Origin of the sequence: Micromonospora sp. URMC 103, from assembly GCF_051386435.1 — a bacterium.
Lineage (GTDB): Bacteria > Actinomycetota > Actinomycetes > Mycobacteriales > Micromonosporaceae > Micromonospora.
In genome coordinates this window covers 1,044,888-1,058,037 of sequence record NZ_JBPQTR010000005.1, presented here as the reverse complement: position 1 = coordinate 1,058,037, position 13,150 = coordinate 1,044,888, and the positions used below count along the sequence as shown (strand labels likewise).

The window sequence follows — 13,150 nt, the reverse complement described above, 5'->3', positions numbered from 1 at the left end:
GGTCCCGCCGGCCGGCGGGACCCCTCGCGCATGCCGGGTCAGTCGTGGGCGATGGCGCCCAGGACGTTGATCCGGGCGGCCCGGATCGCGGGCAGGACCGCCGCGATCACTCCGACGACCGCGGCGAGGCCGAGGAAGACCCCCATCTGGGACCAGGGCAGGATCAGGTCGGTGATGCCCTCGTCCTGAAGCGCCTCGACCACCGCGGCGCCGAGACCGGCGCCCACGACGACGCCCAGCAGCGCGCCGAACACCGAGATCACCACCGCCTCCACGGTGATCATCCGCATGGTCTGCGCCCGCCGCAGGCCGATGGCCCGCAGCAGGCCGAGCTCCCGGGTGCGTTCCAGCACGGACAGCGCCAGCGTGTTGACGATGCCGAGCACCGCGATCACGATGGCCAGCGCCAGCAGGATCTGGATCATCGTGAGCAGCCCGTCGAGCTGGCTGGCCTGCTGGTCGATGAACGCGTCCCGGTCGGCCACCGAGACCTCGGGCGAGTCGGCGAGCAACGCCTCCACCTGCGGCTGCACGTCGGCCACCCGGGCGCCCGGGTCCAGTTGGACGAAGCCCTGGATCGGCTGCGGGATGGCGAAGTCGCGGGCCGCCTCGGCCGGCAGGAGCACCCCGCCGGTGAGCTGCGTGCTCGCGTAGATGCCGGTCACCGTGTAGGTGGTGGGTTCGCCGCGGGCCAGCTGCACCGGCACGGTCGAGCCGACCGAGAGCCCTCGGTCCTTTGCCGTGTCCGAGCTGACGAGCATCTGGCCCGGCCCGAGCCGGTCGATGTCACCGGCGGTGGGCTGCACCCCGAAGATCTGCCGCAGCGCGCCCGCGTCGCTGCTCGCCCCCACCCAGGTGCGTTCTCCGCCGACGACGGCCATGTCGCCGTACTCGCCGTCGACCAGGCGGACGCCGGGGATCGCGGCGGCCTTCTGGAGCACCGCCGGGTCGAACGTCGGCGGCCGGGGGCCGCTCTGCACGCCCGAGATCACCAGCTCGGCCTTGATGGTGTCCTGGGCGAGGCCACTGATGCTGCTCTTGGCCGAGTCCAGGATCACGGTCACGCCGGTGACCAGGGCGATGCCGACCATCAGCGCGGCGGCCGTGATGGCGGTGCGGCGCGGGTTGCGCCCGGAGTTGAGGCGGCCCAGCTTGCCCGGCACCGACCAGGCGAAGATCGCGCCGAGCAGGCTCACCACCGGGCGGCTGATCAGCGGGGTCAGCAGCGCCACCCCGATGAAGGCGAACAGCACCCCGGCCAGGATGGTGACGAGCGTGTTGCCCCCGGCGTTGCCGCCGAGGCCGAGCGCGAGCAGCACGGCGCCGACCGCCGTGACCAGCCCGCCGGTCACGGTGATCTTGGTGAGTGGTCGGTCCGGGGTCGCCACGTCCTGCATGGCCGCGATCGGGGGGATCCGCGACGCCCGCAGCGCGGGCAGCAGCGCCGCCACCACGGTGATCACGAGGCCCACCGCGAACGCGCCGATCACCGCCGACGCCGGGACACCGAGGCCGGCCAGGGTGAGGCCGCCCGCGAGGTTGCCGAACGCCCACGCCAGCAGCGCGCCGATGCCGATGCCGGCGGCCAGGCCGAGCACCGAGGCGATGAGGCCCACCGCGACGGCCTCCAGCACCACCGAGCCGATCATCTGCCGGCGGCTCGCGCCGACGGCGCGCATGAGCGCCAGCTCCCGGGTCCGCTGCGCCACGATGATCGAGAAGGTGTTGAGGATCAGGAACGTGCCCACGAGCAGCGCCACCGCCGCGAAACCGAGCAGGATCCGGTTGAAGAAGGACAGCGCCTCCTTGAAGCCCTCGGCGGCCTCGGTGGAGAGCTGCTCGCCGGTCTTCACCACGAACCCGTCGCCCACCGCGGAGGCCACCGCGTCGCGCAGCGACTCGTCGGACACCCCGCCGGCCGCCTTCACCGAGACGCTGTTGAACGTGCCCGGCTCGCCCAACATGAGCCGCTGAGCCGTCGGCGTGGTGAACATGATCTCGTTGGCGCCGCCGATCGAGTCCCGGTTGCCGCTGTAACCGAAGATCCCGACGATGGTGAACTCCCGCTTCGGCTCCAGCGGGGTGAGCACGCCCACCCGCTCGCCGAGCTGCACCTTTCCGGCGGTGGCCAGGCCCTTGTTGATGACGATCTCGTCGTCGGCGCGCGGCTCCCGACCCTCACGCAGCCGCACCACGTCCGACTCGCCCGTCCAGTTCTCGCCGAGCTGCGGCGGCCCGAACGAGGCGACCGCCTTGCCGTTGCTGCCGATGAGCCGCGCGCCGTCGGCGGCGACCACGCCGGTGGCCTCGGCCACGCCGGGCACCGCCCGGACGGTGTCGACCGTCGCCGCCGCGAACGGCGGCGCGGTCTGCTCGCCCTCCATCTCCGACATGGCGATCTTCGGCTTGGCCGCGACGTTGACGTCCACGCCCTCGTACGCGTCCGCGAAGATCGAGTCGAACGTGCGGCCGAGCGTGTCGGTGAGCACGAACGCGCCGGAGACGAACATCACCCCGAGCACGACCGCCAGGCCGGAGAGGATCAGCCGGAGCTTGCGGGCCAGCAGGCTCTTCAGCGTCGCCCGGATCATCAGCCGTTCACCTCGGCCGGGGCGTCCAGCTTCTTCATGGTGTCCAGCACCGTCTCGGCGGTCGGCTCGATCAGCTCGGAGACGATCTGCCCGTCGGCGAGGAACACCACCCGGTCGGCGTACGCGGCGGCCGTCGGGTCGTGGGTCACCATGACGATCGTCTGGCCGTGCTCGCGTACCGAGTTGCGCAGGAAGTTCAGCACCTCCGCGCCGGCCCGCGAGTCGAGGTTGCCCGTCGGCTCGTCGGCGAAGATCACCTCGGGGCGGGACACCAGCGCCCGGGCGCACGCCACCCGCTGCTGCTGGCCGCCGGACAGCTGCGCCGGCCGGTGGTCCAGCCGATCCCGCAGGCCGACCGTGTCGATCACCGTGTCGTACCACGCCGGGTCGGGCTTACGCCCGGCGATCGACAGGGGCAGCAGGATGTTCTCCTTGGCGCTGAGGGTGGGCAGCAGGTTGAACTGCTGGAAGATGAACCCCACCTTGTCCCGGCGCAGCTTCGTCAGCCCGGCGTCCCCCAGACCGGTGACCGTGGTGTCGCCGATCGACACCGTCCCCCGGGTCACCGTGTCCAGGCCCGCCAGGCAGTGCATGAGCGTCGACTTGCCGGACCCGGAGGGCCCCATGATCGCCGTGTACCGGCCCCGCTCGAACTCCGCGCTGACCCCCCGCAGCGCGACGACCTGAGCCTCGCCGCTGCCGTACACCTTCCACACGTCGCTCGCCCGGGCCGCGGCCTGCGCCTGCCGGCCTACCGTCGCGGTCACGTCGTCTCCCTCTTCCGATCGGTCGATCCGCGCCGCCCCCCGCTGGAATCGGCGCGGCAGTTCCCATCCTCGGCGCTTCCCGGCGCGGTTCCGTCCGCCTCCGGTCGGAGCCGTGGCGGATTTCCACGCTGCGGGTGCCCCCCATCCCGGCTCAGGGTTGCCCCTGACCGGCCGCGTCGTCGACGGGATTTCGACGACACCGCGGCCACGCTAGGAACTCACGCCGCGTGAGGGTCAACCGTGCCGAGCCGCTTGCGGTCACGGTAGGTGACGGAGGCAACCGCGCCGTCGCGCCCCAGAGTGAAAACGCGCGTACGTCGGAGGGGCAGCCGGACGGCCGGCGCTACGCCCGGGGGCGGACCAGGCCCGTCTCGTACGCCAGGACGACAGCCTGCACCCGGTCGCGCAGCCCCAGCTTGGTGAGCACGTGCCCCACATGCGTCTTGATCGTGGTCTCGCTCACCGACAGCGCCGCGGCGATCTCCGCGTTCGACAGCCCCCGGGCCACCTGCACGAGCACCTCCCGCTCGCGGTCGGTGAGCGCGGCCAGCGAGCGCGGCGGCGCGGCGTCCGGGTCGGGCAGCGCCTCGGCGAACCGGTCCAGCAGCCGCCGGAGGATCCGCGGCGCCACGACGGCCTCCCCGGCGGCCACCGTGCGGATGGCGGTCACCAGGTCCTCGGCCGGCACGTCCTTGGCCAGGAACCCGCTGGCCCCGGCGCGCAGCGCCCCCACCACGTACTCGTCGAGGTCGAACGTCGTGAGGATCAGCACCCGCACCGGCAGACGGGCGTCGACGATCGCGCGGGTCGCGGCCACCCCGTCCATGCGCGGCATCCGGATGTCCATGAGCACCACGTCGGGCAGCAGGCGACGGGACAGGTCCACCGCCTCCACGCCGTCGCCGGCCTCGGCCACGACGTCCAGGTCACCCTGCGCGCCCAGCACCATCCGGAAGCCCGTACGCAGCAGCGGCTGGTCGTCGGCGAGCAGGATGCGTACCGGCCGTGCCGCCCGATCGGTCATACCGTCTCCCCGTTCCGCCCGGTCACGCCGCGACCGACCCCGACCGCTCCACGGGAATCCTCGCGTACACCCGGTAGCCGCCGCCGGCCCGCGCGCCGGTCCGCAGGACACCACCGTAGAGCCCGACCCGCTCGCGCATGCCCACCAGTCCGTAGCCCAGCCGGCCCGTGTCGGGCACCGGTCCCCGGCCGGTGTCGGTGACGCCCGGCGTGCCCTCGACACGCACCGGCACCGGCAGGCCGGCCTCGCGAACCTGCTCGGCGAGCGTGTCGACGCTCGCGAGCCCCGGCTGCGGCGCGAGCTCCGTCCGGCCGCCGTGATCGTCGTCGCGGGTGAGCCCCGCGTCATCCCCGAGGAGGAGAGGTCACTCGTCGGCGCCGGGCGCCGCCGGCCGCGACCGGGCGTCGCGCAGCGGGTCGGCGCCGGCCGCGCCCAGCGGGAACGGCGGCGGTGTGCCGCCGAAGCTCGGGCAGAGCGCCTGGTGGTTGCACCAGTCGCAGAGCCGGCTGGGGCGGGGCCGGAAATCCTGCCGCGCCGTGGCCTGCTCGATCGCCCGCCACAGGGCCACCACCGTCCGCTCGAAGCGCAGCAGCTCCTCGGCGTCGGGGGCGTAGTCGCAGACCTCCGCGTCACGCAGGTAGAGCAGTCGCAGCACCCGGGGCACCACCCCGCGGGTGCGCCAGAGCACCAGCGCGTAGAACTTCAGCTGGAACAGCGCCCGCGCCTCGAACGCCTCCCGCGGCGCGCCGCCGGTCTTGTAGTCGACGACGCGCAGCGCGCCGTCCGGCGCGACGTCGAGCCGGTCGAGGTAGCCCCGGATGAGCAACTCGTCGTCGACCACCGCGGAGATCAGGCTCTCGCGCTCGGCCGGCTCGAGACGCTGCGGATCCTCCACCGCGAAGTAACCCTCGAGCAGCGCCGCCGCGGAACGGAGGAACTCGGCCACGGCCGCGGGATCGCCACCGGCGGGGAACAGCTCGGCCAGCTCGGGTTGCTCGGTGACCAGCCGGTCCCACTGCGGGGCCACCAGGTCGCCGGCGGCGGCCGGCGTGCGGCCGGTGGCCGGCAGGTCGAACAGCCGCTCCAGCACGGCGTGCACGAGCGTGCCCCGGGCCTGCTCGACGGAGGGCCGCTCGGGCAGGCGGTCGATGCTGCGGAACCGGTAGAGCAGCGGGCAGGTCTTGAAGTCGGCGGCCCGCGACGGCGACAGCGACGCCCGCACGGTCGCCGGAACCTCCGCGGGGGTCGTGGGCTGCTGCGTGGTCACCGGATCCGCCGTCATGTCCGGAAGGTTAGGGCACCGGTGTGACACCGCCCGCCCCCGCCGCCCGCGCGGCGGGCCGGGCGGAGTCCGTAGCATCGTCCCGATGGAGCAGACCTCCCGGCGGCGGCGCCGGCCCGGCGGCCCCGGCCTGACCGTGGGGCGGATCTTCGGGGTGCCGCTGCACCTCAACGGCTCGATGCTCCTGCTCTCCGCGCTGATGGCCGTGCTCTACGCCGAGTTCGCCCGCCACCAGCTCGACCTGCCGCAACTGAGCGGCTACCTCATCGGCGTGGGTTTCGTGTTGTCGCTGCTCGGCTCGGTGCTGCTGCACGAGCTCGGTCACGCGCTCACCGCCCGCCGCTACGGCATCGGCGTCCGCGGGATCACCCTGGAACTGCTCGGCGGCTACACCGAGATGGACCGCGACGCCCCGTCCCCCCGCGTCGACCTGGTCGTGTCGCTCGCCGGCCCGGCGGTCTCCGCGGTCCTCGGCGCCCTCGCCGTGGCGGCCACCCTGGCCCTGCCCGACCGGACGGTCGTCAACCAGCTCGCCTTCCAGCTCGCCGTGAGCAACGTCATCGTCGCGGTCTTCAACATCCTGCCCGGGCTGCCGCTGGACGGCGGTCGGGCGCTGCGCGCCGCCGTGTGGGCGCTCACCCGGGACCGGCACCGCGGCACCGAGGTCGCCGGCTGGGTGGGACGGGCCGTGGCCCTCGGCACCGGGGCGCTGGTCGTGGCGCTCACCCTCACCCGCTACCTGGCCCCGCTCGCGCTGCCGCTCATGCTGCTGGTCGCGTACACCCTGTGGCGCGGCGCCGGGCAGTCGATCCGGTACGCCCGCATCAGCCGGCGGTTCCCGCTCATCGACCTGTCCCGGCTGGCCCGGCCGGTATGGCCGGTGCCCACCGGCACCCCGCTCGCCGAGGCGCAGCGCCGCGGCGCCGAGGCCGGCCCCGCGGGCGCCGCGCTCGTGGTCACCGACGGCGCCGGCCGGCCCGTCGCCCTCGTCGACCCGGCCGCCGCCGCGGCGGTGCCCGCCGAGCGCCGGCCCTGGCTCGCGGTCGACGCGGTGGCCCGCTCGCTGGCCGGCCTGCCCGCGTTGCCCCTCGGCACGGACGGGGAAGCGGTGATGGAGACCGTGCAGACCCACCCGGGCGCGCAGTACGTCGTGACCGCAGGCGAAGATGTCGTCGGCGTTCTGCACATCGCGGATCTCGCCAGGCTCCTCGAACCCGACCGGAAGATGAACACGTGAGCGCAACTCCTCCCGCCGTCCCGGCCGACCCGGGCGCACCGGCGCCCGCCGACCGTCCGGGACTGCCGCCGGTGCACCGGGGCCCGTTCCGGGTCGGTGACCGGGTGCAGCTGACCGACCCGAAGGGGCGGATGCACACGATCACCCTCGAGCCCGGCAAGGCGTTCCACACCCACCGCGGCATCCTGGAGCACGACGCGCTCATCGGCCTGCCCGACGGCAGCGTCGTCACCACCAGCGGCGGCGGCACCGCGTTCCTCGCCCTGCGCCCGCTGCTCTCCGACTACGTGCTCTCCATGCCCCGCGGCGCCCAGGTGATCTACCCGAAGGACTCCGCGCAGATCGTCGCCATGGGCGACATCTTCCCCGGTGCGAAGGTGCTCGAGGCCGGCGCCGGCTCCGGCGCGCTCAGCTGCTCCCTGCTGCGCGCCGTCGGCACCGAGGGGGAGTTGCACTCGTACGAGGTGCGCGACGACTTCGCCCAGATCGCCCGCCGCAACGTCGAGGCGTTCTTCAACGGGCCGCACCCCGCCTGGCGCCTGCATGTGGGCGACGTGGCCGAGTGCCGGGAGACCGGTTTCGACCGGATCATCCTGGACATGCTCACCCCCTGGGAGACCCTCGACATGGTCGAGCGGGCGCTGCTGCCCGGCGGCGTGTTCATCGGCTACGTGGCCACCACCCCCCAGCTCTCCGAGCTGGTCGAGGCGCTGCGCGAGCGCGGCGGCTGGACCGAGCCGCGGGCGTGGGAGTCCCTGGTGCGCGACTGGCACGCCGAGGGCCTCGCCGTGCGCCCGGACCACCGCATGGTCGCGCACACCGCGTTCCTGGTCTCCGCGCGCAAGCTGGCGCCCGGGGTGACGGCCCCGCCGCGCCGCCGCAAGCCGAGCAAGGGCGCTGAGGCGTACGTCCAGCGCCGCCAGGTGCTGCGGGAGGCGGAGGCGGCACGGCAGGCCGTGGCCGCCCAGGCGGCCGCGGCGGGCGCCGCGACGGCGGGGGAGATGGACACGCCGTGACGGTCACGGGCGGTCTGGCATGAGCGGGCGGGTCGTCCGCGTCGATCAGAACGACGGCGGCGTCGAGCGGAGGGAGTCGGCGGCATGAGCAGCCCGGGTTACGGCGGTGGGGACCTGCCCGCGGTCTTCCCGGACTGGTCGCCCTACCAGGACCTGGAGTCGGCGGCGCGGGCCTACCTGCGGGACCCGGACGTCGCCCTGGAGGCGCTCGGCGGGGTGCTGCGCGGCGCGTCGGTGCTCGGCTTCACGCTCGAACGTTTCGTCAACGAGGTCAACGGGGTCTGGCAGGAGGTCGTCGTCTGCGACGGCAGCCGGCTGATCCTCTGGCACGGCGAGGACGTCCCGGCCGGCGAGGGGCCGCCCGGCTCCATGACCTCGTCGCTGCGGGTGGTGCCGGTCTCCACGGTCACCGAGGTGGGCTGCCGGCGGCGGCTCACCCGCTCCGACAGCGGCGAGGTCCGGGTCGACAGCATCGACGTCTACCTGCTGCTCACCTCGCTGGACGAGGCGCCCCCGCCGGAGGAGATGGCCGGCGCGCCCCGGCACGACGCGCTGCGGTTCGGCAAGACGCTGGACGACGGCGGCGCCGGCCAGATCGCCCGGTTGGAGGAGTTCGCCCGCCTGGTCGCGTCGGTGGTCGGCCGCCCGTTGCTCTGACCGGGCGCCGGCGCCCGGTCAGATTCGGCCCGGGCGGCCGGCGGTGCGGATCAGTCGTCGGCCTCGGGGCCGGCCACCTCGACGCCGTCACTGCCGCGCACCACGTGGATGCACTCGCCCGGGCACTCCTTCGCCGAGTCGATCACCTCGAGCCGCAGGTGCTCCGGCACGCCGACGCGGCTGCCGGGGGCCTGCAGCAGCTCGCCGTCGGGGCTCTTCACGTAGGCCAGGCCGTCGATGTCGAACTCGAAGACCTCCGGCGCGTACTGCACGCAGAGTCCGTCGCCGGTGCAGAGATCCTGGTCCACCCAGACCTGAAGCTCGTCCGTCGCGACCTCCGCCACCGGAGCACCCCCCATGTTCTCCCGTCCCACGCCCCGACGGTACCCGAACGGCCGCACCGGTCCCGCCGGCCCACCCTTGGCGATCAAGGTTCGGTGACAGGGGCGTTGCGCGGGACCGAATCGCGCTCATAGCGGCTAGTGTTAGGGCAGAACGTTCAAGCCCCCCGGGGAGGTGGGACGTGGCACGCAGCGACGACGCGGACTCGCGCGCCGCACGGTGGGAGAAGGAGGCCCACGATCTCTCCACGCAGGTCGCGTTCCTGCAAGAGGAACTCGCTCTGGTGCGGCGCAAGTTGACCGAAAGCCCCCGACACGTCCGGCAGCTCGAGGAGCGGCTGGCGGCCACCCAGGCCCAGTTGGCGCGGCTGACCGAGAACAACGAGCGGCTCGTGAGCACTCTCAAGGAGGCTCGCGCGCAGATCGTGACGCTCAAGGAGGAGATCGACCGCCTCGCCCAGCCACCGAGTGGCTACGGTGTCTTCCTGGCTCGGCACGACGACGGCACGGTCGACGTCTTCACCGGCGGCCGCAAGCTGCGGGTCGCGGTGTCGCCGTCGCTCGACGTCGCCGAGCTGCGACGCGGGCAGGAGGTCCTGCTCAACGACGCCCTCAACATCGTCGACGCGTTCGGCTACGAGCGGGTCGGCGAGGTGGTCATGCTCAAGGAGGTGCTCGAGAGCCCGGGCGGCGCGCCGGGTGACCGGGCGCTGGTGGTCTCGCACTCCGACGAGGAGCGCATCGTGCACCTCGCCGAGAGCCTGATCGGATCCTCGATCAGGGCCGGCGACTCGCTCATGATCGAGCCCCGCTCGGCGTACGCGTACGAGCGGATTCCGAAGAGCGAGGTCGAGGAGCTGGTCCTCGAGGAGGTGCCCGACGTCGACTACTCCGACATCGGTGGCCTCCAGGCGCAGATCGAGCAGATCCGCGACGCGGTGGAACTGCCGTTCCTGCACGCCGACCTGTTCCGCGAGCACCAGCTCCGGCCGCCGAAGGGCATACTGCTCTACGGCCCGCCCGGCTGTGGCAAGACCCTCATCGCCAAGGCGGTGGCCAACTCGCTGGCGAAGAAGATCGCCGAGCGGCGCGGCGAGGAGAAGCACACCAGCTACTTCCTCAACATCAAGGGTCCGGAGCTGCTCAACAAGTACGTCGGCGAGACGGAGCGGCACATCCGGCTGATCTTCCAGCGGGCCCGGGAGAAGGCCGGCGAGGGCACCCCGGTCATCGTGTTCTTCGACGAGATGGACTCGGTCTTCCGCACCCGCGGCTCCGGCGTCTCCTCCGACGTGGAGAACACGATCGTCCCGCAGCTGCTCAGCGAGATCGACGGGGTGGAGGGCCTGGAGAACGTCATCGTCATCGGCGCCTCCAACCGGGAGGACATGATCGACCCGGCCATCCTGCGCCCAGGCCGGCTCGACGTGAAGATCAAGATCGAGCGGCCGGACGCCGAGGCGGCCAAGGACATCTTCTCCAAGTACATCCTGTCGGGCCTGCCGCTGCACCCGGACGACCTCGCCGAGCACGGCGGCGACGCGCAGGCCACCGTGGCCGCGATGATCGACGCGGTCGTGCTGCGGATGTACTCGGAGACCGAGGAGAACCGGTTCCTCGAGGTCACCTACGCCAACGGCGACAAGGAAGTCCTGTACTTCAAGGACTTCAACTCCGGCGCGATGATCCAGAACATCGTCGACCGGGGCAAGAAGATGGCCATCAAGGAGTTCCTCACCTCCGGCCGTAAGGGGCTGCGCCTGCAGCACCTGCTCGACGCCTGCGTCGACGAGTTCCGCGAGAACGAGGACCTGCCCAACACCACCAACCCGGACGACTGGGCCCGTATCTCCGGCAAGAAGGGCGAGCGGATCGTCTACATCCGCACGCTCGTCTCCGGCGGCAAGGGCGCCGAGGCCGGCCGGTCCATCGAGACCGCCAGCAACACCGGCCAGTACCTCTGACGAACCGACGATGGGCCGGCGAGCGATGCGATCGCTCGCCGGCCCATCGTCGGTTCCGGTGGGGCCCGGACGCGTGGACCGTCAGCCGACGAAGATCCACCGCCTGGAGACCAGGTAGTTGACCACCGCCAGCGACGCGGTCGTCAGGACCTTCGCCAGGAGGTACGGGGTGCCGCCCCAGGTCAGCGCCGAGACCAGCACCACGTTCGCGGTGAGGTTCGCCAGCACCAGCGCGAGGTAACGCCCCACCTGCGGGACCACCTGCCCGGAGGAGCCGAAGGACCACGCCCGGTTGAGCGCGAAGTTGACCCAGAAAGAGGTCAGGAAGGACAGCGCCGCGGCCACCGGGATCGGAATTCGGAGAACTCCGTGATAGACGAAGAGCGAGCCCGCGTCCACCGCGACGCTCAGGCCGCCGACGAGGAGGAAGCGCACCGCGCTGTGCCGCGCCAGCACACGTACGGAGTACGCAACAGGTGACAGCAAGTGATCTCCAGCGAGGGAGCGGAGCCGCAGGCGCCGACGAGGCAGATTATCGTCCGGCTGTCCGCCCGGCGGGGCTTCCGACACGAGGAGCGAGGGTCGACGTGTCTGGTGTCGCGAGTCCGCCCGCGGTGGGCGACGCAACCCGCCCCCGCCACGGGGTCCGCCACTGGGCGCTCGCCCTGGTCGCGTTCTTCCTGGTCATCTTCGCGTGGTCGATGGCCGCGCCCTACGACGGCACGCCCGACGAGCGCGATCACGTCGTCCGTGGCGCCGGCGTCGCCGAAGGCCAGATCGCGCCACCGCCCGCGGCGGCCAAGAAGGGCACCGGCGCGTTCCAGACCGTCCCACGTGGACTCGTCCGCGAGCAGTGCTGGCAGTTCAAACCGGAGGTCTCCGCCGCCTGCGCCCAACCGCCCGGCAGCGACGACACCCCCACCCGCGCCGGCAGCGGCGCGGGACGCTACTTCCCGCTCTACTACGCCCTCGTCGGCGCGCCGCTGGCCGTCTGGCCCGGCTGGCCCGGGGTGCTCCTGGCCCGCGGCATCAGCGCGCTGCTCGGCGCGGCCCTGCTGGCCGGGGCGTACGTGGCGCTGCGCAACCGGACCCGGACCGGGCTCCTGCTGGGCGCGCTCGTGGCGGTCGCCACCCCGATGGCCGTGCACATGGCCAGCGCCGTGAACCCCAACGGTCTGGAGATCGCGGCCGGCATCGCGTTCTTCAGCGCCACCATCCCGCTCTTCCTCGGCGACCGCAGCGGCACGCGGAACCTCGTCGTGCTCGCCGGACTGAGCGGCCTGCTGCTCGCGGTGCTGCGCCAGACCGGCCCACTGCTGCTGGCCACCGCCTTCGTGGCCTTCGCCTTCCCGCTGCGGCACAGCAACCTGAAGGTCCTGATCCGGCGGCGGGCCGTGCTCGTCTGGGCGGCGGGGATCGTGGTGGCCACCCTCGCGGCGCTCGCCTGGAGCATCCGGCAGCACAGCTCCTATCTCGGCGACTACTCGCGGGGCAGCCTGACGACGGGCCAGGCGCTGCTCCTCGAGGCCGAGCGGTGGCGGGGCTACCTCGACCAGATCGTCGGGGTCACCTCCTGGCTCGACGCCCGGATGCCCTACCCGCCCTACCTCGTCTGGCATCTCGTGGCCGGCGGGCTGCTGGTGCTCGGGCTGGTCATGGGCAACCTCCTCGACCGGGCGCGGTTGCTCGTGCTGCTCGCCGGGGCCGTTCTCGTGCCGTCCGGCCTGCAGGTCGCGATGGTCAACGAGACCGGTTTCATCACGCAGGGGCGGTACATGCTGCCCCTGCTGTGCGGTGTGCTGATCTTCGCGGCCTGGGTCGCCGAACGACGGGGCTTCACGCCGGCGCAGGGACGCTCGTACGCCCGACTCGCCGTGGTGACCCTCCTGCCCGTCCACCTGTTCTGCCTCGCCTTCACCATGGTCCGTTGGCAGAACGGCCTGCCGAGGAACCTCGGGCTGAGCAGCCTGAACCCGCTCAGGGGTGACTGGCATCCGGTGGTCGGTTCGCTCACGCCGCTGCTCGCCGCCACGCTGGGGCTGGTGTTGCTGGGGTGGCTCGTCTGGACCGGCGCCTCGGGCGGGGACCAGGCCGCGGCGGACCACCCGGACGCCGCCCCGGACGACCGGCCGGGCCACGACGGGACCACGGCGCCGGACGGAAACGGAGGGACGGAGCCGTCCGAGCCGTCGCGCCTGCAACCTGTGCCGGCCCAAGGCGGACTACGCTCGACGTGGACGGGGGACCGGTCGGGCGAGCGGAGCGGGTAGG

General features: G+C 72.9%; 12 protein-coding genes. 5 read left to right on the top strand and 7 right to left on the bottom strand.

Going from position 1 to position 13,150, the window contains the following annotated elements; all coding sequences use genetic code 11:
* Positions 1-38 precede the first annotated feature (38 nt).
* The 5 genes from ACSNOA_RS17955 to ACSNOA_RS17935 all read right to left on the bottom strand — a co-directional run bounded on the left by ACSNOA_RS17955 (position 39) and on the right by ACSNOA_RS17935 (position 5,664).
* Positions 39-2,591 carry an ABC transporter permease gene (locus ACSNOA_RS17955; RefSeq protein WP_436659765.1) on the bottom strand — a complete coding sequence of 851 codons (2,553 nt, stop codon included), beginning with the start codon at positions 2,589-2,591 and terminating at the stop codon, positions 39-41.
* The gene (locus ACSNOA_RS17950) at positions 2,591-3,358 is read right to left on the bottom strand and encodes an ABC transporter ATP-binding protein (RefSeq protein WP_436659763.1); all 768 of its coding nucleotides are present in this window, start codon (positions 3,356-3,358) and stop codon (positions 2,591-2,593) included. The genes ACSNOA_RS17955 and ACSNOA_RS17950 overlap by 1 nt, the downstream gene beginning before the upstream one ends.
* Before the next feature lie 343 nt (positions 3,359-3,701).
* Positions 3,702-4,382, bottom strand: coding sequence for a response regulator (locus ACSNOA_RS17945; protein ID WP_436659761.1), 681 nt, complete (start codon positions 4,380-4,382; stop codon positions 3,702-3,704).
* Positions 4,383-4,404: 22 nt separating this feature from the next.
* The gene (locus ACSNOA_RS17940) at positions 4,405-4,614 is read right to left on the bottom strand and encodes a hypothetical protein (RefSeq protein ID WP_436659759.1); all 210 of its coding nucleotides are present in this window, start codon (positions 4,612-4,614) and stop codon (positions 4,405-4,407) included.
* Positions 4,615-4,746: 132 nt separating this feature from the next.
* Positions 4,747-5,664, bottom strand: a complete 918-nt coding sequence (locus ACSNOA_RS17935) for a RecB family exonuclease (RefSeq protein ID WP_436659757.1) — start codon at positions 5,662-5,664, stop codon at positions 4,747-4,749.
* Between the two features lie 85 nt (positions 5,665-5,749).
* Here ACSNOA_RS17935 and ACSNOA_RS17930 point away from each other — a divergent pair, with 85 nt between their 5' ends.
* From ACSNOA_RS17930 to ACSNOA_RS17920, 3 genes are all read left to right on the top strand, one after another.
* Complete coding sequence (locus tag ACSNOA_RS17930) at positions 5,750-6,901, top strand: M50 family metallopeptidase (protein ID WP_436659755.1); 1,152 nt, start codon at positions 5,750-5,752, stop codon at positions 6,899-6,901.
* A 62-nt stretch (positions 6,902-6,963) separates the two neighbouring features.
* Positions 6,964-7,917 (top strand): tRNA (adenine-N1)-methyltransferase, encoded by a 954-nt coding sequence (locus tag ACSNOA_RS17925; RefSeq protein WP_436662353.1) that lies wholly within the window; start codon positions 6,964-6,966, stop codon positions 7,915-7,917.
* A gap of 84 nt (positions 7,918-8,001) precedes the next feature.
* A complete protein-coding gene (locus ACSNOA_RS17920; protein ID WP_436659753.1) occupies positions 8,002-8,574 on the top strand; it encodes a hypothetical protein in 573 nt (190 codons plus the stop codon).
* A 50-nt stretch (positions 8,575-8,624) separates the two neighbouring features.
* On the opposite strand, the gene ACSNOA_RS17915 is transcribed toward ACSNOA_RS17920, so the two are convergent.
* A complete protein-coding gene (locus tag ACSNOA_RS17915; RefSeq protein WP_436662351.1) occupies positions 8,625-8,918 on the bottom strand; it encodes a ferredoxin in 294 nt (97 codons plus the stop codon).
* Positions 8,919-9,097: 179 nt separating this feature from the next.
* Here ACSNOA_RS17915 and arc point away from each other — a divergent pair, with 179 nt between their 5' ends.
* Positions 9,098-10,879 carry a proteasome ATPase gene (gene arc, locus ACSNOA_RS17910; RefSeq protein ID WP_436659751.1) on the top strand — a complete coding sequence of 594 codons (1,782 nt, stop codon included), beginning with the start codon at positions 9,098-9,100 and terminating at the stop codon, positions 10,877-10,879.
* A gap of 81 nt (positions 10,880-10,960) precedes the next feature.
* Here the strand turns inward: arc and ACSNOA_RS17905 are convergent, their stop codons facing one another.
* Positions 10,961-11,365, bottom strand: coding sequence for a GtrA family protein (locus ACSNOA_RS17905; RefSeq protein WP_436659749.1), 405 nt, complete (start codon positions 11,363-11,365; stop codon positions 10,961-10,963).
* A 101-nt stretch (positions 11,366-11,466) separates the two neighbouring features.
* Between ACSNOA_RS17905 and ACSNOA_RS17900 the strand changes: the two genes are divergently transcribed.
* Complete coding sequence (locus ACSNOA_RS17900; protein WP_436659747.1) at positions 11,467-13,149, top strand: DUF2142 domain-containing protein; 1,683 nt, start codon at positions 11,467-11,469, stop codon at positions 13,147-13,149.
* Position 13,150: the final 1 nt, after the last annotated feature.

Excerpts from the sequence above, each read along its gene's own strand:
- ACSNOA_RS17920 (WP_436659753.1), top strand. The coding sequence starts at position 8,002 with ATGAGCAGCCCGGGTTACGGCGGTGGGGACCTGCCCGCGGTCTTCCCG.
- ACSNOA_RS17945 (WP_436659761.1), bottom strand. The coding sequence starts at position 4,382 with ATGACCGATCGGGCGGCACGGCCGGTACGCATCCTGCTCGCCGACGAC.
- ACSNOA_RS17935 (WP_436659757.1), bottom strand. The coding sequence starts at position 5,664 with ATGACGGCGGATCCGGTGACCACGCAGCAGCCCACGACCCCCGCGGAG.
- ACSNOA_RS17930 (WP_436659755.1), top strand. The coding sequence starts at position 5,750 with ATGGAGCAGACCTCCCGGCGGCGGCGCCGGCCCGGCGGCCCCGGCCTG.
- ACSNOA_RS17955 (WP_436659765.1), bottom strand. The coding sequence starts at position 2,591 with ATGATCCGGGCGACGCTGAAGAGCCTGCTGGCCCGCAAGCTCCGGCTG.